The organism is Fodinicola feengrottensis, from assembly GCF_039530045.1.
GTDB classification, from domain to species: Bacteria; Actinomycetota; Actinomycetes; order Mycobacteriales; family HKI-0501; genus Fodinicola; species Fodinicola feengrottensis.
The window spans coordinates 1-22207 of sequence record NZ_BAAANY010000043.1; the positions used below are offsets into that span (position 1 = coordinate 1).

Below are 22207 nucleotides of genomic sequence, written 5' to 3' on the forward strand. Positions count from 1 at the left end.
GATGCGCCTGCCGACTTTGGCTAGGCCGGGTGCGGCGTACCGTTTCGCGTGCTCCACCAGGGACGCTTCAGCTTCCTCACGGTCTTTGATGTTTACCCTGGCCGGGAGCCTGGTCACGACCCCAACAATGGTGTCGATTTGGGAGTCGGCGAGCTCCCCGCGGCGCATCGCCTCACTGGCGAAACTGAGTGTGGGTGCGAGTGTTTCGCCGGTGAGGGCTTGGCTGGGGCACAGGTTCAGGGCTCGTTTGTAGCGTCGGGATGCCTCTGTGGGGGACAGTCGAAGGAGGTCTTGCAGCATGCCCAGGGTGTTGCGGTGCCCGAGCGTCTTGCCGACGTTTCCCCGGTGGATCGCCGCGACAATGTCCAACACCTCGACCTGCAGCAGCCGGACCGCTTTTTCTTTCTCCTGCAGCAACTCACCCAACTCGTCCGGGTCACACCTCCAGAGCTCTGGAGCAGTGAGGTCATCGCCGGCGGCCATGACACTAATTCTACCGCTGCTACCGACAGTTTGATGGCGTACGGGCAATCAGGAAATGGATACTTTCACAATAACCCCAACGAAACATAGAGCGCGCGCGTTCAAGTCTTTGCGGGCGAGAGTGTTGGGATGGCGGCGCGGTTGCTCCTGTGACTGCTGTGAAACTTGAGAAGATTCCCACCAGCAAATATCGCCAAATTCAGAAGCGACGCGCTGCTAGTCCCAGTTCTTGCGGGAGATAATGAGCCGGCTTTGTCGCGCCAGCGCCAGAACAGTGCCGTCCGCGGACCAGACCGTGCTGTCGTCGATCGCCCATCCGTCGCCGGCGTCCCGGGTTTCGATGCGTACCAACGCCCATCCGTCGGCTGGGCCGGCGTCCAGCGCTGATCCGAAGTGGACGGTCAGCTCGGCGGACGGCACCGGGCTGGCCTCGGTCCAGACCGCGAACAGCGCCGGCGGCAAAATGTCAGTCAGGATGGCGATCGCCGCCGCGTCCAGCGGTCGGTCGTCGAGAAAACGCACCCAACCGGTCAGCTCAGCGACCTCGCCGCCGAGGAATGGTCGCGAGGGGGTGGCGGCGCGGACCTCGACGTGCTGTGCGAATGGCGCGAGGTCGGGCCGATAAATGACCGGCTCACTGTCTTGGGGACCTGGCACGTCCGGGGGCGGGCTGCCGGCGTGGCTCGGCCCGCGGCGTACCGCCCCGAACATGGCCGACCCCAGCATCGCCGTCGTTTTGCCTTGAGTCGCCTGAAAAGTGACGATCGAGCTGCCACGCCCGACCCGCTGCACAGCCGGCTCGATCGACAGGGCGCGCTCGTCGACACTGGCCAGATAATGGGTAGTCAGTGACCGGACTGGTTGCTCGTACGCGGCCGCCGTGCGGCGCGCGGACTCCATCGCCCGCAGGCCGAGGCTGGCCAGCAGCCCGCCGTGAGCGCCGGCCGCGGACCACCAGGACCGGTCGATCGTGACCGAACCGTCCAGCCGGGTCGCCACCATTTGGCTCCTCCTCCCACCGCACGCCATCGTAACCAGGTCAGTTGTCGTATCAAACCGATGTGACATGTGAGACTGTGGGAGCAAACCGGTCGAAAGGATGGCAACGGCATATGCACCTGGATCTTACTGGCAAGACTGCCCTGGTCACCGGCTCGACGCAGGGCATCGGCGCGGCGATCGCCGCCGGCCTCGCGCGCGCCGGAGCGAAGGTCGCGATCAACGGTCGCAAACCGGAGACCGTCGAATCGTCCGCGCAGGCTTTACGCGACGAGGTCGATGGCGCCGAGGTGATCGCCGCGCCCGGTGACGTAGCCACCGCGGAGGGCGCCGCGGCGGTCGCGGCCACGGTGCCTGTAGTTGATATTCTGGTTAACAACCTTGGAATTTTCGGTGCCGTTCCGGCCCTTGAAATCAGCGATGACGAGTGGCGTCGCTATTTCGAGGTGAACGTGTTGGCTTCGGTACGATTGATCCGTACGTACCTGCCGGACATGGTTTCGCGCGGCTGGGGCCGGATCCTGAATGTCGCCAGCGACTCGGCGGTTGTCATCCCGATCGAGATGATTCATTACGGGACAACAAAAACCGCGCTGCTCGCGGTCACCCGCGGTTTCGCCAAGGAAGCCGCCGGCAGTGGCGTGACAGTGAATTCGGTGATCGCCGGTCCGACCCACACTGGCGGCGTCGAGGATTTCGTCTACGAGCTGGTCGATCGATCGCTGCCATGGGATGAGGCACAGCGTGAATTCATGCGCAAACACCGGCCGCAATCGCTGTTGCAACGACTGATCGAGCCCGCGGAGATCGCGAATCTGGTCGTCTATCTCAGCTCGCACCAAGCTTCCGCGACGACCGGTGGAGCCGTACGGGTAGATGGCGGCTACGTCGACTCCATCCTGCCGTAGCCGCCGAGCGCGGCTTTTGGGACGCCGACGAGATTGTCGTCGATCTGCACGTCGGAAGCGTCGGAAGTGTCGGTGCAGCGTTGCTGGCACACGCTGAAACCGGCCCTTCGTTGCTTCTACCGGCTCAGTAGGCAATTGAGACATCCATCCCGTTGCGCGAAAAAGTATTTTATGGCCTCGACGGCCGGCCGCTAGCGTCGGATTCATGGAATGGAATTATCAGTCAGCCGAAGAACTCGCGGCCGCATTGTGTGCCGGTGACGTAACCTCTGTGGAACTGACCGACCAAGCGATCGCCCGTATCGAGCGGGACGACAAGGTGATCAACGCGATCTGTGTGCGGACCTTCGGCCGTGCGCGGGCCGCCGCACAGCGTGCCGATCAGGCGCGCGACCGCGGCGAGGACCGGCCGCTCCTGGGCATACCGGTGACGGTCAAAGAGTGCTACAACATCGCCGGGCTGCCCACGACCTGGGGCATGCCGATGCACCGGAACTATATGCCGGCCGAGGACGCTCTTCAGGTGTCGCGCCTGGAGGCTGCGGGCGCGGTGGTGCTCGGCAAGACCAATGTGCCGTTGGGCCTGCAAGATATCCAGAGTTTCAACGAAATCTACGGCACCACCAACAATCCATGGGATCACAGTCGTACGTCGGGCGGATCCTCCGGTGGGTCGGCGGCGGCCCTTGCGGCCGGGTTCGGTGCGCTGTCCATCGGCTCCGACCTCGCCAGTTCGCTGCGTACCCCCGCGCACTTTTGCGGCATCTACGCACACAAGCCGACAGTCGGGCTGGTGCCGCCCCGCGGAATGGTCCCGCCGCCCGCGCCGGCGTTGCCGGTCGACCTCGACCTCGCCGTCGCCGGCCCGATGGCGCGCACCGCCCGCGACCTCGCGCTCCTGCTGGACGTCATGGCCGGCCCGGACCCGCTGACCCACGGCATCGCGTACGACCTGACGCTTCCGCCCGCGCGCCACCAGCGGCTCGCTGACTTCCGGGTCTTGGTCCTGGACGCGCATCCGCTCATCGCGACCGGGTCCGCTGTGCGGGCGGGCGTGAACCGGGTGGCCGACGCGCTGGTCGACGGCGGAGCCCGCGTCGAACGGCACAGTCACCTGCTGCCCGATCTCACCGAAGCTGCGACGCTCTACACGCAGATGCTGTTTTCGAGTTCGGCTGCGCGTTTTCCCGTCGAATCGTACGAGCAGCTGCGCACCCGTGCCGCCGGGCTGAGCCCGGATGACCAGAGTCTCGATGCGGCGCGGCTGCGCGGAATGGTGCTCAGTCACCTCGACTGGATCGAGGCGACCAATCGTCGCGAACTGCACCGCCACGGCTGGCGTCAGCTCTTCGCCGAGTTCGACGCCGTGGTGTGTCCGATCACGCCGACTCCCGCGTTCCCGCACGACCACAACCCGCAGCTGCTGGAACGCCGGATCGACATCGACGGCGCCGAATACCCGTACTTCGACCAGCTCGTCTGGGCCGGTCTGGCCACCTTGTCCGGCCTGCCCGCCACCGCCATACCGGCCGGCCGGTCCCCTGCGGGCCTGCCGGTGGGAGTGCAGCTCATCGGCCCGATGTTCGAGGATCGCACGCCGCTGCGGCTGGCCGAACTACTGGAGCAGAGGATCGGCGGCTTCCAGTCCCCGGATGGGTGGCCGCTGCGACAAGAGGGTTGTAAAATCCAACTTACGAGCTGAGGAGGATGCGGTCATGACAGATGCGGTGATCGTCGACGCGGTCCGGACACCGGTCGGCAAGGGTAAGCCCGGCGGGGCGCTGTCCGGGTGCACCCGGTGGAGCTGCACGCGCACGCGATCCGATCGCTGGTGGAGCGCACCGGGATCGATCCGGCGCTGGTCGACGACGTGATCAGCGGTGCCGTCGGGCAGGTCGGCGAGCAGAGCATGAACACGGCGCGATGGGCGGCACTCGCGGCCGGGTTGCCCGAGTCGGTGCCAGGCGTGACTGTCGACCGGCAATGTGGCAGCAGCCAGCAGGCCATCCATTTTGCCGCCCAGGGCGTGATAAGCGGTGCGTACGACATGGTGATCGCGTCCGGCGTGGAGTCGATGAGCCGGGTGCCGATGGGCAGCCAGCTGGCCGGCCGGGATCCGTTCGGCCCCAGTGTCGTCGCGCGCTATCCGGAAGGACTGGTGCCACAGGGGATCAGTGCCGAGCTGATCGCGGCCCGCTGGGACCTTTCCCGCGAGGAATTGGACGTGTTTGCCGCGCAGAGCCACGCAAAAGCGGCGGCGGCCTGGGCTGATGGCCGGTTCGCCGGCGAGGTCGTGCCGCTCAAGGTGCCTGGTCCGGATGGTTCGCTCATCGAGGTCTCACGTGATGAGTCCGTACGTCCGACAACCACTCCCGAAGTGCTGTCCGGACTGAAGCCGGCCTTTTATGCGGATTCATGGGCGGCCCGTTTCCCGCACATTGGCTGGAAAGTGACGGCTGGAAATGCGTCGCCGATCAATGACGGTGCGGCCGCCGTGCTGATCACGTCGAGCGAACCCGCTCGGCGGCTGGGATTGCGGCCGCGGGCTCGGCTGCATTCCTTCGCGGTGCTCGGCGATGACCCACTTTACATGCTGACGGCAATCATTCCGGCCACCGCCAAGGTGTTGGCTCGCGGTGGTCTTTCGCTGTCGGACATCGATGCTTTCGAGGTGAACGAGGCTTTCGCGAGTGTGGTGTTGGCCTGGCAGAAGGAAACCGGCGCGGACCTCGCGAAGGTCAACATCAATGGTGGTGCGACCTCGATCGGCCACCCGCTTGGTGGCAGCGGCGCCCGGCTGATGACGACTTTGCTGTCAGTGCTGGAACAGAACGGTGGTCGCTATGGCCTGCAGGTGATGTGTGAGGCCGGTGGCATCGCCAACGCGACTATTGTCGAGCGTCTTTAGCGCAGTGGGCCGCCACAGACCCAGCGCGAAAGCGGCGAGCGCGAGCAGCCCGTCATGATAACGTCAATCGTCTCAGTTAGACGTTACGGGGGTCAGATGCGGTTGCCGTCCACCACGCCAGTGCTCGTTGTCGGCGGCGGACCTGTCGGTTTGACCCTGTCGATTCTGTTGTCCGCGCAGGGCGTTGATCACCTGCTGGTGGAAGCTCGCACCGGCTCGTCTCGGCACCCCAAAGCGCGGGGCATCTCGGCTCGGTCGATGGAGATATTTCGCCGCTGCGAGATAGCTGACGACGTACGGGATGCCGGCCTGTCGGCGTCGTCGGTTTTCTTCTTTCGCGGCAAAAGTCTGGTTGACCCGGACTTCACTCGAACCGGCGTCGCCGCGGCTGAAGGTCCTGCGGTCACACCCACCCCCGGACTGATCTGCTCCCAGGATGTGCTCGAGCCACTGCTCGCGAGGCGGGCCGGCGACCGCGTACGTTTCGGTGTGCGGCTGGAGTCGTATGACCAGGACGGCGACGGGATTGACGCGGTTTTGCGTGACGTACGAACGGGAGAAACGCATTCGGTGCGGACGAGCTGGCTGGTCGGTTGTGACGGCGCGGCCAGTGTGGTGCGGGCCGGTGCTGGGATCACCATGTCCGGACCGACCGGGCTCGGGCATTTCCTGAGCGTACGTTTCGAAGCCCCGCTGGGTAAGGTCGTCGCCGACCGGGCCAGCGCCTCGTATTTCATCGCCGCTGGCGGCGGTTTTCTCGCCGTCGACAACGACCGCCAGTGGATTTACCAGTATCCGTCGGAGAAAAACCTCAGCGCCGAACGCTGCACCGAGCTTGTCCGTACGGCGGCGGGCATCGATGACCTGCCGGTGACCGTCCAGGACACCATGGTGTGGCGGATGGATGCGCAGCTCGCGGACGCGTACCGGTCGGGCCGGGTCTTGCTGGCCGGCGATGCCGCGCACACCATCCCGCCGACCGGTGGCCACGGCATGAACACCGGCATTGGCGACGCGGACAACCTCGGGTGGAAACTAGCCGCGGTCGTCAATGGCGATGCCACCGAGCGTTTACTTGACACGTACGAACAAGAGCGCCGGCCGATCGCGCGCCAGGTCATCGACATCTCCAGTGATAACGCCCGAGCTCGTGGTGGCTATCAGATTGACGATCAGCTGCTGCTCAGCGCGGTTTACGGCTCGTTCGCCGCAGGTTGCGACGATCCAACCGGCCTTGATGCGGCTGGCTATCGCCCTTGCGCGTTGCCCGGCCGTCGCCTGCCGCACATGGAACTAGCGGATGGTCGGTCTACATTGGACTTGGTAGGGCCCGGTTTTGCCCTTCTGTGCAACCAGGAATGGTTTGGCGCGCGCCAAGTGGCGGTGCATGACGTGGAAGGACTCTACGGTCTGCCGGCGGGCGGGGCTCTGCTCGTACGTCCAGATGGCTATATCTGTTGGCGTACGGACAAAGGTGATTCCGCGGCTCTTCCGGATGTTCTCGCGAGAGTCCTCGGTGGATAGTCTGCCGTCGCCTGTGAAAGAGCTCAGCGATGCGCGAATGGCTGACGCGGGTCTGCGGTTGTTGGTCAAGCGAGACGACCTGATCCATCCGGAGATGCCCGGCAACAAATGGCGGAAGTTGAAATACAACCTGGCCTTCGCCAGGTCGTCCGGAGCAACCACCCTCCTGACTTTTGGCGGCGCGTATTCCAATCACCTCGGGGCTACCGCGGCCGCTGGTGCGTATTTCGGGTTCGGCACGATCGGGGTGGTGCGTGGCGAGGAGCATTTGCCGCTGAATCCGCACCTACGTGCCGCGGTGGAGCACGGGATGCGCTTGACATATATGGACCGGAAGACGTACCGCGAGAAGACGCGAGCGACCGTGATCGATGCGCTCCACTGCGAGTTTGGACAGTTTTATCTCCTCCCAGAAGGCGGAAGCAACGCCCTGGCGGTACGCGGATGTGCTGAGTTGCCAGCCGAGATCGAGGAAGATTTCGACGTGATCTGTTGTGCCTGCGGCACCGGCGGCACGCTGGCCGGGATAGCGGCCGGATTGCCGCCGGGACGGCGGGCCTTGGGTTTCTCGGTGCTCAAAGGTGGTCAGTTCCTTGACGCCGCGGTGCGAGAACTGCAGAGCGGCGACAGCGGGAACTGGCGCATCGAGACGGAATTTCATTTCGGCGGCTTTGCCAAGCGCACCGCGGAGTTGGACGGTTTCATCGACGATTTCGAGCGCCAGCACGGGATCCGGCTTGAGTGGGTTTATGAAGCCAAGATGATGTACGGCATTTTCGCGCTGGCCCAGCGCGGCGAATGCAAACCGGGAACAACAATCGTCGCAGTCATCAACGCCTAGAAACGGGGCGGACCGGCGTCGATGACTGTGAGGGTCAGGTCCAGCGGGTCGTAGTGGACGAACGATTCGGCCCACCAGGTCATGCCGGCGTCAGCCAACGGGCGTAGGTCGGGGACAGTGGGGTTTTCCCAGGCAGGGCTGGCATTTCCGGCTAGTACGACGTCGAACGGGCGGTCGTTCACGGCCAGCACAGCGAGAGCTCGCCGCACTTCTTCGGGAGTGACTGTCAGGTTCTCGCCCAGAAGAAAGACACCGTCGTGGCGTACGGCGCGGGCGGCTGAGCCCAGGCCGGGGAGCGTGCCGGCGACCCAAATCGGAATGCGATGCGGTTCCGGGTGAGTTTGCGGGAGGTCAGCGCAAAAATGAGTCCCGGCGTGGACGTACGGCTGACCGCTCCAGAGCGCCTGGATAATCGACAGTGCCTCGTCGGCCATTGCGGCGCGGCCGGCGAGGCCTGTCGGCTCACCGAAACGAGTGAAGTCGCCGTACTCGTCGGCGCCGAGGCCCACCCCGAGGACACAACGGCCGCCGGACAGCCGGCTGAGCGTGCCGGCTTGGCGGGCCACCACGGCCGGGCGGTGCCGGGGCAGCGGACTGACCATGGTGCCGAGCAGGACGCGGGAGGTGGCGGCGGCCATCGCGCCGAGGGCGACCCATGGATCGGTCACCTCGACCGGTCCGTCGGCCAGGACGTGGTCCCACAGGAACACGCCGTCCCAGCCGGCAGCCTCGGCCCGGCGGGCCACCTCGACCAGGGCGTTCGGGTCGGCGAGCGGGCCGAAGGGCGGCAGGTAGACAGCGAACTTGGTTGGCATGGGCAGACGCTAACCCGGCAATTCGCGGCGCCGTGAATTGGGCCCCCACCATGGACGGATCGGCCCGCGGAACCTAAGAATGGGAGACATGGAGAACCCACTGACCCAGCTGTCCTTGACTGACCTGCGTCGCCGAACCAGCGAGAAATGGCGCAGTTATCCCGCTGACGTGCTGCCGCTTTTCGTGGCCGAGCTGGACGTGCCGCTCGCCGAGCCGGTGGTACGGGCCGTCACCGACGCGATGGCGCTTGGTGACTGTGGTTATCCGTACGGAAATGCGTACGCGGAAGCCCTCGGTGGGTTTGCCCAGAAACGCTGGGGATGGGAAATCGACGTCAGCCGGACGCTGGTGGTGCCGGACGTGATGCTCGGCATCGTCGAGGTCCTCGGTTTGATCACCCAGCCCGGCGATCCGGTGATCGTGAACAGCCCGGTTTACATGCCGTTTTACTGGTTCATCGAGCACGCCGGCCGCCGGGCGGTGGAGGCGCCGCTGGGTGCCGATCACCGCCTCGACCTGGCCGGACTCAACGAGACTTTCAGCCGTCATCCAGGAGCCGCCTTTCTGTTGTGTAATCCACAAAATCCAACTGGCACCGTACATAGTCGCGAGGAACTGACGGAGGTCGCACGGATAGCCCGGGAGCATCGCGTACGCGTCATCGCCGACGAGATCCACGCGCCGTTGGTGTTGCCCGGCGCCGACTTCGTGCCGTTTTTGAGTGTCCCTGGCTCGGAAAACGCGTTTTCCCTGATGTCCGCGTCCAAAGGCTGGAACCTTGCCGGTCTCAAAGCCGCGGTAGCCATCGCGGGCGCTGAGTCCGCTGCCCAGCTCAACGGCGTTTCCCCGTACGTCACCGATGGCGCCAGCCATGTCGGCGTACAGGCGCACACCGCCGCACTGCGCGATGGCGGCGACTGGCTGGACGCGCTGGTGGCCGGTCTGGACAGCAATCGCCGGCTGCTCGCCGACCAGTTGGCGGACCAACTGCCGACCGTCGCGTACCAGCCGCCGGCGGCGACTTTCCTTGCCTGGCTGGATTGTCGCGAGCTGGGGCTCGGCGACGATCCGGCGGTCACCTTCCTGGAGCGGGGGCGGGTGGCGCTGAACTCCGGCCCGGCTTTCGGCACCGGCGGGGCTGGGCACGTACGGCTGAATTTCGCCACTCACCCGGGCATCGTCACCGAGGCGGTGGCCCGGATGGCGACTGCCGTTCAGTCCGGCAGCACCGCGTAGGAACGGACCGAAAAGGAGCCACAACCACGGATCCGTGGCGGCGCGGCATGCAGCCGCGCGCCAGTGGCCGGCAGTTGGTCCAGGCCGGTGAGGTGTTCCAGGATCGGGATGCCGGCGGCCAGCAGGATTGTGTGCGCCGGCCGCTCCTTTCCGGCCATGCCGTCGAGGTTCACGCTGTCGATGCCCACCAGCGCGGCGCCGCGATCGGCCAGCAGCCGCGCCGCCGCCGCGGTCAGGTGTGGCGCGTTTTGCGCGTACGCCGGGGTGCCCCAATGCCGGTCCCACCCGGTATGCAGCAGGACGGCTGAGCCTTCGATGTCTTTGATGGGGGCGAGCCCGGCCGGCTCGATCGCGCGTTCGCGGCAGCGTACGACCACTGTCGGTAGGTCCGCGAGCGACGACAGCGGCAGGTTTTCCAGGTCCACGCCGTCGCGATAGCGGTGCGCAGGGCTGTCCACGTACGTGCCGGTGTTGCCGACCATCGAGACCCGGTGAATGACGAATTCGGTGCCGGCCGGGTAGTGGTCGTGCGACTCCTGATAACTGAGATGCGTACCGATCTCCGGCCCCGGCAAGCCGGGGAAAGTCAGCATCCCGGCCGAAATCACGTGGTTGAGTTCCACCAACGCCATGTCAGCGTGACCTGCCGAAAAGCAGTTTCCAGGGCAGTAGAGCCGACTCGATTTGTACGCTCAGCGTCATTTTCGAGGCGCCGTCGGCACGTTCCTCGAACTTGATCGGTGTCTCGGCGATCCGCATGCCACGCCGTACGGTCCGGTAATTCATCTCCACCTGGAACGCATAGCCGTTGCTGCGGATCGACCCGACCTCAATGGCCCGCAGCGTTTCGGCGCGCCAAGCCTTAAAACCGGCGGTCGCGTCCTTGACGTGCAGCCGCAGGATCGCATTGACGTAGAAATTGGCCCACGCGGACAGTGCCTTGCGATGCCACGCCCATTCGCCGGCCACCGAGCCGCCCGCGACGTAGCGGGAGCCCAGCACGACCGACGCGTCGGTGGTCGCCAGGATCTCCACCATGGTCACGATCACCTGGGCCGGGTGGGAAAGGTCGGCGTCCATCTGGATGACGATGTCCGCACCCTCGTCCAGCGCCTGGGAAATGCCGGCGACATACGCCCTCCCCAGCCCGTTTTTCGCGGTACGGTGCAGAACGCCAACCGACTCCGGCGACTCGAGCGCGAGCTTGTCGGCGATGTCGCCGGTGCCGTCCGGGGAGTTGTCGTCGACCACCAGGACGCGCAGGTTCGGCAGCCGCAGGCCCGCCAGCAGAGCGGCCAGCACCGGCAGGTTGTCGCGCTCGTTGTAGGTCGGCACGACCACCGTGATCCTCGGCGAACTCTCCGGCATGTCTGATTCCTCTTGTGCACTGAGCGGGCGCGGTCAGGTCGCGCCACCGAACGTAGAGTATCCAATCGTGGGCGTACGAGAGTGAACGTGCGCCTTTGCTTGCGCGTCGGGTCAGGCCTCAGCGGTGACGACCAGCGAGACGACGGTGGTGAAGGAGCCGCCGACGTTGACGGTCAGGGCCGTACGAGCGCCGTCGACCTGGGTGGCTTCGGCGGTGCCGGCGACCTGGCGAGCGGCGTCTCTGAGCATCCTTACGCCGGTGGCGCCGACCGGGTGGCCGAGGCCGATCAGCCCGCCGCCGGGGTTGACTGGCAGTGCTCCGCCGGCCGCGGTGGCGCCGCTCAGGATGAGTTCACCGCCCTTGCCCGGCTCGGCCGCGCCGAGGTGCTCCAGCGCCACCAGCCCGGTGATCGTGAAGCAGTCGTGCAGCTCGACAACGTCCACATCGGACACTCCGGCGAGGCCGGCTCGCGCGTACGCGTCGGTGACCGCACCACGCAGGTGCGGGAACAGATATTCCCCGGCGGAAGCCAGTTTTCCGGCCAGCGACAAGGTGGCCGTACGGTGGCCGAAGCCGGTGATCCGCGGCACGGTCTTCAGATCCACGCCCCGCTGGCGCGCCCACTCGGCGGCGAATCGGGGCGACGCCAACAGAACCGCGGCGGCGCCGTCGGTGATCCGGCCGCAGTCGTTCTTGCGCAGTTGGCCTTCCACCAGCGGGTTGAGCTCATAGTCTGGTCCGAAGGCGGCCGCTGGGAATGACCAGTCGCGGGTCTGCGCGAGCCGATTGCGGCGGGCGTTGGCGAAAGCGTTCGCCGCGAACGCATCCAGCGGCTCGCGGTCCAGGCCGTAGCGCTGGTCGTACGCGTCGGCGACCTCGGCGAACAGCGCTGGCCACGGGAATTTCGCGTCCAGTGCCTCATGGCCGACCCAGGCGGCCGAGCCGAGATGGGACGCCGCGGTCTGGGCATCGGTGTTGCGCATCAACTCAAGTCCGACGACCAGCGCCACGTCGTATCGCCCCGACTCCAGATCGGCGCAGGCTGCCAGCACCGCCGTGCTGCCCGAAGCGCACGCGGCTTCGTGGCGGGTGCTGGGAATGCCGTCCAGTCCCGGCACCGCAGCCACCAGCAGGCCGCCCAGTTGGGCCTGGCCGGTGAAAAGCTCGCCGGCCAGGTTGCCGACATGCGCGACTTGCACGGCCTGTTGGGGAACTTCGGCATCGGCGAGCGCGGCCGGCACGACCTCGGCCAGCATCTCCAGCAGGCCGTTGCCTTCTTTGCCGAAGTTGCGAGCGAAATCGGTCTGCGCGCCACCCAGCACGTACGTCATGTCGCCACCTCTGCTAGCCCCCGCAACTCGCGTTTGAGAACCTTGCCGACGGGGTTGCGGGGGAGCGCGTCCACGATTTCCAGCCGCTCCGGCAGTTTGTACGACGCCACCCGCTGCTCTCGCAGGAAGTTTGTCAGCGATGCCAGCGAAAGCTCGGCGGACAGGACGACGACAGCGCAGACCCGCTCACCCAGCACCGGGTCCGGCACGCCGACCACCGCGACCTCGGTCACCGCGGGATGTGCGGCGATCAGGCCCTCCACTTCGGCTGGCGAGATGTTCATGCCGCCGCGGATCACCAGGTCCTTGGCGCGATCGACATACCGCAGGAATTCGTCGCTCTCACCGGCGATCTCGAACACGTCTCCGGTCCGGAACCAGCCGTCCGCGTCGAAGCACGAACGGTCCAGTTCGGTGCCCGGTTTTGCGTTGAGGTAGCCGGCGAAAACCGACGGACCAGCGATCAGCAGCTCGCCAGGCTGCCCAGCCACGGTGACCGCGGCGCCGGTCGTCGGGTCGGCGAGTTTCACGGCCGTACGCGCCGCGACCGGATTATTCCACCGCACTTTCGATGCGTAGTAAGGGAAATAGGTGGCGCGATGGTCCGGGTCGGGCACGTCGTGCGGGTCGGACACCAGCGCGATGCCCTCGTTCGAGCCAAAGAAGTTGATGACCTCGATGCCATAGCGCTCCGCCCACGAGCGCACCATCCAGGGTGTCAGCGGTGCTGATCCGGAGCCCACCAGCCGGAGCGACGAAACGTCCACAGTGGACATCAGGTCCTCGCGATGCAGCAACATGGTCAGCAGGGCTGGCGGCGCGACCGTGTAGGTGGCGCGGTTTTCGGCAATCTGCTGGAGAAACACGGTCAGGTCGAAAGGATGGTGCGGGACAAAGACGCCACCGACCATCAGCCAGGGCAGGAACATCCCGGAAATCCCGGCCATGTTGGTCATCGGGAAGGGCGACAGCAGCACGTCGGCTGGCCCAAGGCGCGCCGCCCACTGGGTGCCCAGCGCCATCACCAGCCAGTCGGCGTGGCAGCGTGGCACGGCCTTGGGGGCCGCCTCAGTGCCGGAGGTCCAGCAAATTGTCACGCAGTCGTTGACATCCGCCACGTGCATGGGCGCGCGACCATCGGGAATGTCGGCGAAAGAAGTCAGAACGTGTTGCAGTGACGGGACTTCGGCGCGTACGCGCGAAGCCTGCTCGGCCAATGCGTGGTCGCCCACCCGAGTGGTGGTGATCAGGGCGACCGCGCCAGTCCGCCGGCACATCGGCACCAGCTCGTGTTCTCGGTAGGACACCGGGAAAGGTGTGGCGATCGCGCCGATCCGTACGATCGCGAGGAACGCCCGGACCAGGTCGCCGCTGTTGGGCAGCTGCACTGCCACCACGTTTCCGGCTCTTACGCCCAACGACAACAAATAGGCCGCGAGCGAGTCGACCTGGGCAGCCAGCTCGGTCCACGTCCACCGTCCCGGGGAGTTTCCGGTCAGCTCAGCCAGATTGGGCGGATCGACCAGCGCGGGCTGGTCGCCGAACTCGGCGACCCGGGCCCGGAGCAGCGCGTCGATCGTGTCGGCGCTCCACCAGCCCCGCTGGAGGTAGTCCGCCGCCCGGTCGGCGGGATGGCATCTCATTTGCGCAGTTGGTCGGCTCGCACCCAGGTCGCGTGGAATCCCAGCGGCACCCGCTGGGGCAACAAAACTCTGGCCACCGGGCCGGCGCTCACGTCGGCCGCGTCGAAGATGTCCAGCTCAGAGCGGTTTTCGCCTTCGTCCTGCACGAAAGTCACCAGATAGCCGTCGTCATCGGACGTCGATCCGTCTCGCGGCGCGAAAGGTGCCTCACTGCCCCAGCGGCCGGCCCCGAACGACCAGCTCGTCTTGCCGCCGGTTTCGGTGTCGTACTTGACAAGTCCGTCGAACAGCAGCGTCGACTCCGGCGAGATATGCACATTGTACGCGTACCGGCTGCGCTTCCCGACGGTCCGCGCATCCACCGTCGGGAACTCGGTGTTGTCGTCGTCCAACGGTGTTTCGCTCGTCTGACCGGTACGCAGATTGAAGCGATAGCGGTGTAGTTGCGCGTCCAGTCGCAGATACGACAGCATTTTCGCCAGTGGTGTCAACGCGTCCGCTCGTGGATGCGGACGAGTGACCCGGCAGACGTCCAGCACGATTTCCTCGCCGGACTCCCACGAATTCACCACATGGTAGATATAGCAGGGATTCGCCTCGAACCAGCGCACCTGGCTCCCATTGCCGTAGCGCGGCAGCACACCAAAGCGGGCCGGCAGGGACCGATCGAAAATGATCTTGTGCCGGCCCTGCCGAGCCGCCTGCATGTCCTGGATCAGCGGCAGATCCATCAAAATCGCGTAGTTCTCGGTGATCGCCATGTCGTGCGGCAACCGTGGGCCGGGCAGGTCCACATTGGTCACATGGGTGACTTTCCCGTCAGCGCTGACAACCCCGTACCGCATGAAGGGCGGCCGCGGGCCGTAGTCGAACCAGAAAAGCTCGCCGGTCCGCTCGTCCACCTTCGGATGCGCCATCAGGTCGCCGACCAAGGTGCCGAGAAAGTCCTCAGCGCCCAGCGTTTCCAGCGACAACGGGTCGATCGCGTACGGGCTGCCGCACAGATACCAGGTGGTCAACACCTTGCCACGGTGGAAAATCACGTCGGTGTTGGCGTTGTCCTTCAACCCCAACCCGTGGGCGTTGCCGAAGGGATTGCCCCTGGGGCTCTCCATCACCCCGGTCCACAGCGCTTTGCCAGCCTCGGACTCGGCTTGGAATGCCTTCGTACGCACCCACCGGTTGCGATAGCGTGCCTTGCCGTTCTCCAGCTGCACCGCGTGCACCATGCCGTCGCCATCGAACCAGTGATAGCGACCTTCGGGCTGATGCCGTGGATTTGGGCCGTTGCGCAAGTAGACGCCATTGAGGTCGGTCGGGATCTCGCCGATTACCCGCAGGTCGGCGGCGTCGATCTCGGTGTCGACCGGTGCGTACACGCCCAGCAAATACGGGTTGGGCTCGTCAGTGCCAGCGACCTGCGCGACGGCGACCGGCTGGGTGGACTGGGTCATCAGGACTCCCCGGGAGAGCACGGTGCGTACGTACTACGAAACTACGTGTCCGGTTGGGCGTCAATAGGCTTTCGTTGTTGTAGTCAGCTACGCTGCGGTGGTGACCGAGCCGCTGCTGCGCACGGTGGACCTGCTCGGCGAGCAGTGGATGCTGCTCATCCTGCAGAGCGTTTTCCTGCGTGTGCGCAGGTACGACGACATTCGGGTGCGGCTCGGGATCTCGCCGACCGCGCTGTCCAGCCGGCTCGCCGAGGCCGTCCGGGTAGGCGTCCTGGAGCGCGTGCCGTACCAAAGTGTCAACCGGGTCCGGCACGAATATCGGCTGACCGAGCACGGGCTCGCGCTGTGGCAGCTGCTGATCAGCATGTGGACGTGGGAGCGCGACTGGGCCGTCGATCGCCGCATCATGCTGCCCGATCTGGTGCACATCGACTGCGGTCAGTCGACCGCCGCGCCGCTGGGCTGTCGCGACTGTGGTCAGCGAGTGTGGCTGTCGGCGGTACGAGCGCAGCGCCGCGAGCCGCTGCTTTTTTCCGGCACCAGCCGGCGTTTTCGCCGCAAGGACAACACCCGGCTGGCCGCCGACCCGCTGCTTTTCTTCCCCGCCACCATGGAACTGCTCGGCGATCGCTGGTCCGTCGGCCTGCTGGCCGGGGCTTTCCTTGGCGCGCGGCACTTTTCCGAATTCGAGCGCGACCTCGGCATCGTCCCGAGTGTGCTGTCGGGGCGGCTTGCCCGGCTGGTCGAGTTGGGCGTCATGCGTACGGCCGCCGCCACCACTCGTGCGGACGCGCGTGCGTACGACCTGACGGCCAAGGGGCGGGCCTTCTTCCCCACGCTCGCGTTCATCGCCGACTGGAGCCGCACCCGCTACCCGGACACGCCGCCGGCTCTCACCCTCACTCATCGTGGCCACCGGTTCGTGCCAGCACTTCTGTGCCACCACTGCCACACCCTGCTGCAACGCTCCCGCGTCCACCCTCACTAACGGGCACCCATTACAGAGGGTGGCCGGTTTCGCGGAGGGTCCACGAGGGTCCGGAGCGGGACAAACGGGTGTACGAGGAAGGAGCGACGTCGAGTCGCCAGAAGGCCGAAAGTGGGGCGTCGAGGACGTGTACGACGACGGCGCGTACGACGGCGGGGTGGGTGACCGCGACCGTACGCCCGGACACGCCGTCCAGCCAGGCCGTGACGCGTTCGCGCAGGTCAGTGAGGGATTCGCCGGAGTGCGGGGCGGCCGTTGGGTCGGTCAGCCAGGACAGCAGGGCCGCCGGATCGCTGGCTTGCAGGTCGGCGAGCGTACGGCCGCGCCACCCACCGAGGTTCAGGTCGGCGAGCGCCGATTCGACGGTTGGTTCGAAGCCGAGACGCTCAGCGGTGGCGAGGCAGCGGATCTCCGGCCCGCAGACGATGGTCTCGACCCGGCGGAGGCGGTCAGACGGCGTCACCGACTCGGGCCGCTCCAACGACTCGTCAAGCGGGAAGGCGGCGTTTCGGGTGGCCGCGGTGGCGGCGTGGCTGACCAGCGTGAGGCGGGCGGTCACCGGGTACGACACCGCATCGTGAGCATGGTCTCCCGATCCTGTCGCCGATTGACACCACCAGCGGACGAGCCTAGCGTTCAACCGACTGACGACCGCTGGAAGCCGGTGTGAATCCGGCACGGTCGCGCCGCTGTGAGCGGGTTCGCCCGCGAGTCAGACCCTGCGCCGTCGGGAGCACCACCGAGTGGGTCGCGTCAACCCGAGGAGTCAACGTGAGCGCAGTTTCCACCCCCGGTTCCGGGTCGATCGCCGAGCCGATCCCGATTCGCATCCCGGTCAGGGAAATCCTGCCGTGGGCGATCTTCATCGCGCTGCTGGCGGTCGTGCTGCTCTACTTCGTCGGCGCCGAGGAAGGCGCCACTTCCCTGATTTCCGGCCATTACGTGCATGAATATGTGCACGATGCCCGGCACCTGCTCGGCTTCCCCTGCCACTAGCGGCCGCCGACCATGAGGATGCTTTTGGTGCGCGGCATGCTGTCCGGAGTGGTGGCCGGCCTGCTCGCGCTGGTTTTCGCTCGCATTTTCGGGGAACCCGCGGTCGGCAACGCGATCTCCTTCGAGTCCGCGCTGGACGCGGCGAAGGGAGACGCGCCGGAGCCGGAGCTGGTCAGCCGGGCCATCCAGAGCAGTTTCGGGCTGGCGACCGGGGTCCTGGTCTACGCGATCGCGTTCGGTGGACTTTTCGCACTGGCCTTCGCTTTCGCGTACGGGCGGGTTGGCCGGCTGACTCCGCGGGCGACCGCCGCGGTGGTCGCGCTCGGCGGCTTCCTGGTGGCGTTTGTGGTGCCGTTCCTCAAATACCCGGCAAATCCGCCGTCGATCGGCAACCCGGACACCATCGGTGAGCGGACGGCGACATATTTCGTGATGGTCGTGCTGTCGATCGCGATCGCGGTGGGCGCCACCTATCTCGGCCGCCGGCTGCTGCCCAGGCTCGGCGGCTGGAATGCCACGCTCGTCGCGATAGCCGCTTTCATCGCGGTGGCCGCGATCGCGGCTTTCCTGCTGCCGGCGATCAACGAGGTCCCCACCGGCTTTCCGGCCGCTGTGCTGTGGAATTTCCGGGTCGCGTCGCTGGGCACCCAGTTGGTGATGTGGACCACCATCGGCCTGCTGTTCGGCGCGCTGGTGCACCGCCCGCTGACCCAGCGCGCCGCGCTGCTGGCGGCCACCGCGCACTGACGGGAATCGGAGCCGGCTCGCGGGTGTTCCCCGGTACGTGAACGCGCCCATAAAAATTGACATCTGGTCCGATATCGCCTGCCCTTGGTGCTACGTCGGCAAGCGCCGGTTGGAGAGTGGCCTCGCCGCGTACGCACAGGACGAGGCCGCGCTCCCGGTCGAGGTGGAATATCACAGCTTCGAGCTGACCCCCGAGATGCCGGACGACTACGACGGGACCCATACGGACTTCCTGTCCACGCGTAAGGGCATCCCGGTCGGCCAGGTCGAGAAGATGGATCAGCGGATCGTGGAGATCGGGGCTTCGGTCGGTCTCGATTACCATTTCGACAGCCTGCGCCCGACGAACACCGTCAAGGCTCACCAGGTGTTGCATTTGGCCAAAGCGCGGGGAAAACAGGCCGAGCTCAAAGAGCGGCTGCTGTCGGCGTATTTCGTCGAGGGCCGTCGGCTGGCCGATCCAGAGGTGCTCGCCGACCTGGCCGCCGAGGTCGGGCTGGACCGTGCCGAGGTGCTGGACGTGCTGGCGAACGACAAGTTCGTTGACGACGTACGGGCAGACCAGCAGCAAGCGCTGCGCTACGGCATTCAGGGCGTGCCGTTTTATGTGGTGGAAGGAAAATACGGAATCTCCGGCGCGCAGGCCAGTGAGACTTTCGTAGAGGTGCTGCGAAAGGTGGCGAAGGAGCGGGATGCCTGACGAGCCGCTGGAGCTGGTAGTGGTCGGAGACGACCAGGACGCTGTTTGTACGGACGGTTTCTGCTCGGTCCCGGAAAGCGAGCCTGCGGAGCGTACATCCAAGGAATGACGTCCCGTTAGTCGCCGCAGCTGACGCGGCCGGTGTTCACCTTTGACATGCTCGTTCAGGTGAGCGAAACGATCTTGCGGCGTGTGGTGGTGACAGTAGGCGCGGCCGTTTTCCTGCTGAGCCTGATAATGTTGCCCTTGACCGGTCACGCAAATGTGACCGGGTCCTCCGATGCGGGTGCCCCGACGCAACCGCTGTGGATGGTCGTCCTGCCGCTGGCCGTGGGCGCTGTGCTCGCGTTGCTGATCCCGCCACGACCGCGGGAATCGCACCAGCTCACGGGTCCCCGGTCGGTGGTGCTGCGCCGGATGGGGTTGCTGGTCGGCCTGGCGGTGCTGTTCCCGCTGGTGATCGGGGTCGGCGGGCTCGGCCACAGCGGCTGGTATCTGATCCTCAAGATGGCCCTGCTGCTGCTCGTACCAGCGGTGGCTTTTCGATTCCTGCGGGACAAGAACCAGCCGGCCAAGCTGCCGCGATGGTTCCCGCGCTCGCGATTGCCTTGGCTGGCACCGATTCCGGTGATCGCCGGGTGGGCGCTGCTGACGTACGTCGGCCCGCTGGCCGCTCCGGTCCCGACGATCCAGCAGTATCCGGACCCGGTCTACGTGGCGATCGCGGCCGTACTGACCTTTTTGACCGCCAGCGTCGCCGAGGAGATCTTCTACCGCTATTTGCTTCAGACCCATATCGAGGCGATTTTTGGTCAATGGGCCGGCATCATCGTCTCGGCGCTGTTGTTCGCGCTGATGCACGTGCCCACCCACGGGGGCGGTGGCGCGCCCTGGGTCGTGGTGGCCACGGCGGTGTCGATCCAGGGCGTCGGCGGCGCCTTTCTCGGTCTTTTGTGGGCTCGCTATTGCAATATCTGGGCGAGCATCGCCGTCCACACGATGATCAACGGCCTGCCGGTCGTCCTTTACTTCTTCACATTGTCCTAGTGGTCCAAGGGCTCGTCATCCAGGGATTGCAGCAGCTTGCGAAGCAGTGTGTCGAGGGTTTGTCGCTCGGTGTGGGTGAGCGAGGAGACGAGGCGGGTTTCGTTGGCGGTGTGCTCGGTCATCGCCGCGTCGACGGTCTCCCGGCCCACCTGGGTCAGCGCGATCAGGAAGCTGCGGCGGTCCGCCGGGTCGAGCTGGCGCTCCACCATGCCGGCCTCCTCCAGGCGGTCGATCCGGTTGGTCATGCCGGCCCTGGACAGCATCAGGGTGGCGGACATCGCGGACGGGGTCAGCGCGTACGGCTGGCCGGACCGGCGGAGCGTGGCCAGCACGTCGAACTCGCCGGACCGCAGGCCATGCCGAGGGAAAACCTCCTCGACCCGCCGCCCCGCGATCACCGCCAGCCGGCCGAACCGCCCCAGTAACCCCACCGCGGCAAGGTCCAGGTCGGGCCGCTCCCGATGCCAGCTGGCGACCACCCGGTCGATCGCGTCTTCATCCATGCTCACAGCATAGTTCGATAGCAGATAGTCCGCCATCGTACTATCTGCCGCTCCGTGAAGGTGACGATACGGCTCACAAAGTTGAGGTGTTTCGTTACCTTCGGCGCGGGGTGATCAGGGGCGCGGGGATGGGGGTGGGTCGCAGGGGATGGTGGCAGCGCGGCCTCGGCGGCGGCTCGGAGTCGTACGACCAGGGCTGCGGGTCGGCGCCGCAGGCGGTCACGAAGGTGACCACCACCGGTTCGGTCGGCAGCCGGACGCCCCGGGTCGCCTCCGCCAAAGTGGTCAGCCCGAACGTTCTCCAGGTGTTCCCCGAACACCCCGAACCATTGCGGTACGGCCGCACTGGTCTGCAGGGTTCGCCCCGAGCGTCCCCTTCGGCTCAGGGAGCCCCGGATGATCCCACTCTTGACCGCACTCGGCCTGCTGCTGGCCATCTTCGCGCTGGTCGCCAGCGCGACGGCCGGCCCGGCCGCGACAACTGGACCGGCGCAGACGCCCGGACCTGTGATCGGGCGAGCGCAACACCTCGGCAACGACTACCCGTGGGAGACCATCGGGCAGTTCGAACACCAGGACCAGGGCATCGATCCCTGGCGTGAGTTCTATGGCCAGTGCGACTCGTTCGCCGCTTGGAAAGCGTACGAGAACCTGCACGGAAGCCAACCGCCATGGCCATCGGTCGTACCAGCGCCCGGGTGGTCACCCACGGATGCGGCCGTCAGCAACGTCAACCAGGACACCTGGGGCAACGCCGGCGACTGGATTCCGGCCGCCCGCGCGCATGGCTGTCGAGGTACTCGAAGGACCGCGCCGCCACCAGAAGCGCGCCGAGCAACTCGGCAAGGCGGCCTAATCGTCCGAGGGAATCTGGCCGCGCCAGTGGTTGAGCGCCTCGGTGATGAGTGCGCGGGCGGGGGCGCCGGTAACGGCTTGTCCGGCCAGCGCAGTGAAGGTTTTCGTGTAGAGGGCGATTTCGCGGGGTTGGGTGACGTTGATTTCCGCGGAGACGGTTTCGAGGTGGACGAGCTGGTCATCGAACATGATGAACTGATTCGTCGGCACCACGTATGGGGCGTCGGTGGGGATGATGCCGAGGCCGACGCGGGGCATCGACATAACGGCCAGCAGCCGGTCCAGTTGCCCGATCATGACCTCAGGATTGCCGACCATGGTGTGCAGGGCCTGGTGGGCGACGACGAAATGAAACCTGTGGTCGCTGCGGTACAGGATTTGTTGGCGTTCCATACGGGCGGCGGCAGCAGTGTCGAGGTCGTCGGGGGTGCCGTAGAAATCGATGACCTGCCGCAAAATCGCACCCGCATACTCGGCAGTGTGGAGTAGGCCGGGGATGAGTAACGGTTCGTACCAGCGCATCAAGGACGTGGTGGACTCCCGTTTACCAAAGGCGCGTTGCCTGCGGTTGATACCCGCGCCTAGCGAGCGCCGGAGTTCCACATACATGGACTCGATGTGCCGCACGGTGGCGATCAAGTCCGGAATCTGCTTGTGCGCTCCCGTGTGCTGGCACCAGGTGCGGATGTCGTCTTCGGACGGGGTTTGTTTGCCGTACTCGATTTTGGAGATTTTGGAGCTGTGCCAGCCGGCACGGACCGCAAGGTCCCGGCCGGTCAGCCCGGCGTCTTTGCGAATATCACGCAACCGATGCCCGAGGGCTTCTCGGGCCTGGTGCACGGAACTGGTCACGGCGATG

Annotated in this window: 22 protein-coding genes, 1 pseudogene and 1 riboswitch; of the genes and pseudogenes, 11 read left to right on the top strand and 12 right to left on the bottom strand. The window is 66.1% G+C overall.

Annotated elements, in window-relative coordinates:
* The coding region (locus ABD301_RS39210; RefSeq protein WP_344315113.1) for a DUF222 domain-containing protein at positions 1-483 on the bottom strand (483 nt) is incomplete at its 3' end.
* 216 nt (positions 484-699) lie between these two features.
* Positions 700-1485, bottom strand: coding sequence for an acyl-CoA thioesterase (locus tag ABD301_RS39215; protein ID WP_344315114.1), 786 nt, complete (start codon positions 1483-1485; stop codon positions 700-702).
* A gap of 110 nt (positions 1486-1595) precedes the next feature.
* Here ABD301_RS39215 and ABD301_RS39220 point away from each other — a divergent pair, with 110 nt between their 5' ends.
* The 5 genes and pseudogenes from ABD301_RS39220 to ABD301_RS39240 all read left to right on the top strand — a co-directional run bounded on the left by ABD301_RS39220 (position 1596) and on the right by ABD301_RS39240 (position 7663).
* Positions 1596-2390 (top strand): SDR family NAD(P)-dependent oxidoreductase, encoded by a 795-nt coding sequence (locus tag ABD301_RS39220; protein WP_163569350.1) that lies wholly within the window; start codon positions 1596-1598, stop codon positions 2388-2390.
* 205 nt (positions 2391-2595) lie between these two features.
* A complete protein-coding gene (locus ABD301_RS39225) occupies positions 2596-4092 on the top strand; it encodes an amidase (RefSeq protein WP_344315116.1) in 1497 nt (498 codons plus the stop codon).
* A 13-nt stretch (positions 4093-4105) separates the two neighbouring features.
* Positions 4106-5298 (top strand): annotated as a pseudogene (locus ABD301_RS39230) (thiolase family protein).
* Positions 5299-5394: 96 nt separating this feature from the next.
* Positions 5395-6822, top strand: a complete 1428-nt coding sequence (locus tag ABD301_RS39235; RefSeq protein ID WP_344315118.1) for an FAD-dependent monooxygenase — start codon at positions 5395-5397, stop codon at positions 6820-6822.
* Positions 6815-7663: a 1-aminocyclopropane-1-carboxylate deaminase/D-cysteine desulfhydrase gene (locus ABD301_RS39240; protein ID WP_344315119.1), complete on the top strand. Its 849-nt coding sequence runs from the start codon at positions 6815-6817 to the stop codon at positions 7661-7663. The genes ABD301_RS39235 and ABD301_RS39240 overlap by 8 nt, the downstream gene beginning before the upstream one ends.
* Here the strand turns inward: ABD301_RS39240 and ABD301_RS39245 are convergent.
* The gene (locus tag ABD301_RS39245) at positions 7660-8478 is read right to left on the bottom strand and encodes an LLM class flavin-dependent oxidoreductase (RefSeq protein ID WP_344315121.1); all 819 of its coding nucleotides are present in this window, start codon (positions 8476-8478) and stop codon (positions 7660-7662) included. The genes ABD301_RS39240 and ABD301_RS39245 overlap by 4 nt on opposite strands.
* Before the next feature lie 88 nt (positions 8479-8566).
* Between ABD301_RS39245 and ABD301_RS39250 the strand changes: the two genes are divergently transcribed.
* Positions 8567-9715: a MalY/PatB family protein gene (locus tag ABD301_RS39250; protein WP_344315122.1), complete on the top strand. Its 1149-nt coding sequence runs from the start codon at positions 8567-8569 to the stop codon at positions 9713-9715.
* Here ABD301_RS39250 and ABD301_RS39255 read toward each other — a convergent pair.
* The 5 genes from ABD301_RS39255 to ABD301_RS39275 all read right to left on the bottom strand — a co-directional run bounded on the left by ABD301_RS39255 (position 9694) and on the right by ABD301_RS39275 (position 15512).
* Positions 9694-10347 carry a cyclase family protein gene (locus tag ABD301_RS39255; RefSeq protein WP_344315123.1) on the bottom strand — a complete coding sequence of 218 codons (654 nt, stop codon included), beginning with the start codon at positions 10345-10347 and terminating at the stop codon, positions 9694-9696. The genes ABD301_RS39250 and ABD301_RS39255 overlap by 22 nt on opposite strands.
* Position 10348: 1 nt before the next feature.
* Positions 10349-11083, bottom strand: a complete 735-nt coding sequence (locus ABD301_RS39260; protein WP_344315124.1) for a polyprenol monophosphomannose synthase — start codon at positions 11081-11083, stop codon at positions 10349-10351.
* 111 nt (positions 11084-11194) lie between these two features.
* Positions 11195-12415: an acetyl-CoA acetyltransferase gene (locus ABD301_RS39265; RefSeq protein ID WP_344315125.1), complete on the bottom strand. Its 1221-nt coding sequence runs from the start codon at positions 12413-12415 to the stop codon at positions 11195-11197.
* On the bottom strand, positions 12412-14058 hold the full coding sequence (locus tag ABD301_RS39270) for a class I adenylate-forming enzyme family protein (protein ID WP_344315126.1): 1647 nt from the start codon (positions 14056-14058) through the stop codon (positions 12412-12414). Before ABD301_RS39270 ends, ABD301_RS39265 begins: the two co-directional genes overlap by 4 nt.
* Positions 14055-15512 carry a carotenoid oxygenase family protein gene (locus ABD301_RS39275; RefSeq protein ID WP_344315127.1) on the bottom strand — a complete coding sequence of 486 codons (1458 nt, stop codon included), beginning with the start codon at positions 15510-15512 and terminating at the stop codon, positions 14055-14057. Before ABD301_RS39275 ends, ABD301_RS39270 begins: the two co-directional genes overlap by 4 nt.
* A gap of 100 nt (positions 15513-15612) precedes the next feature.
* Here ABD301_RS39275 and ABD301_RS39280 point away from each other — a divergent pair, with 100 nt between their 5' ends.
* Positions 15613-16500: a winged helix-turn-helix transcriptional regulator gene (locus ABD301_RS39280; protein ID WP_344315128.1), complete on the top strand. Its 888-nt coding sequence runs from the start codon at positions 15613-15615 to the stop codon at positions 16498-16500.
* A 10-nt stretch (positions 16501-16510) separates the two neighbouring features.
* Here the strand turns inward: ABD301_RS39280 and ABD301_RS39285 are convergent, their stop codons facing one another.
* A complete protein-coding gene (locus tag ABD301_RS39285; RefSeq protein ID WP_163570054.1) occupies positions 16511-17071 on the bottom strand; it encodes a histidine phosphatase family protein in 561 nt (186 codons plus the stop codon).
* A gap of 85 nt (positions 17072-17156) precedes the next feature.
* Positions 17157-17218: riboswitch (cobalamin riboswitch) on the top strand.
* Positions 17219-17304: 86 nt separating this feature from the next.
* Between ABD301_RS39285 and ABD301_RS39290 the strand changes: the two genes are divergently transcribed.
* The 4 genes from ABD301_RS39290 (at position 17305) to ABD301_RS39305 (ending at position 19990) form a co-directional block, all read left to right on the top strand.
* Positions 17305-17496 carry a CbtB domain-containing protein gene (locus tag ABD301_RS39290; protein WP_390624154.1) on the top strand — a complete coding sequence of 64 codons (192 nt, stop codon included), beginning with the start codon at positions 17305-17307 and terminating at the stop codon, positions 17494-17496.
* A gap of 18 nt (positions 17497-17514) precedes the next feature.
* Positions 17515-18243 (top strand): CbtA family protein, encoded by a 729-nt coding sequence (locus ABD301_RS39295; protein ID WP_344315226.1) that lies wholly within the window; start codon positions 17515-17517, stop codon positions 18241-18243.
* 37 nt (positions 18244-18280) lie between these two features.
* Positions 18281-18943: a DsbA family oxidoreductase gene (locus ABD301_RS39300; protein ID WP_163570056.1), complete on the top strand. Its 663-nt coding sequence runs from the start codon at positions 18281-18283 to the stop codon at positions 18941-18943.
* A 168-nt stretch (positions 18944-19111) separates the two neighbouring features.
* Positions 19112-19990, top strand: coding sequence for a CPBP family intramembrane glutamic endopeptidase (locus ABD301_RS39305; protein ID WP_344315130.1), 879 nt, complete (start codon positions 19112-19114; stop codon positions 19988-19990).
* On the opposite strand, the gene ABD301_RS39310 is transcribed toward ABD301_RS39305, so the two are convergent.
* From ABD301_RS39310 to ABD301_RS39320, 3 genes are all read right to left on the bottom strand, one after another.
* Positions 19987-20493, bottom strand: coding sequence for a MarR family winged helix-turn-helix transcriptional regulator (locus ABD301_RS39310; RefSeq protein ID WP_344315132.1), 507 nt, complete (start codon positions 20491-20493; stop codon positions 19987-19989). The two genes, ABD301_RS39305 and ABD301_RS39310, sit on opposite strands and share 4 nt — an antisense overlap.
* Positions 20494-20587: 94 nt before the next feature.
* Positions 20588-20773: a hypothetical protein gene (locus tag ABD301_RS39315; RefSeq protein WP_344315134.1), complete on the bottom strand. Its 186-nt coding sequence runs from the start codon at positions 20771-20773 to the stop codon at positions 20588-20590.
* A 572-nt stretch (positions 20774-21345) separates the two neighbouring features.
* Positions 21346-22200 carry a helix-turn-helix domain-containing protein gene (locus tag ABD301_RS39320; RefSeq protein WP_163570059.1) on the bottom strand — a complete coding sequence of 285 codons (855 nt, stop codon included), beginning with the start codon at positions 22198-22200 and terminating at the stop codon, positions 21346-21348.
* Between the last annotated feature and the right edge of the window lie 7 nt (positions 22201-22207).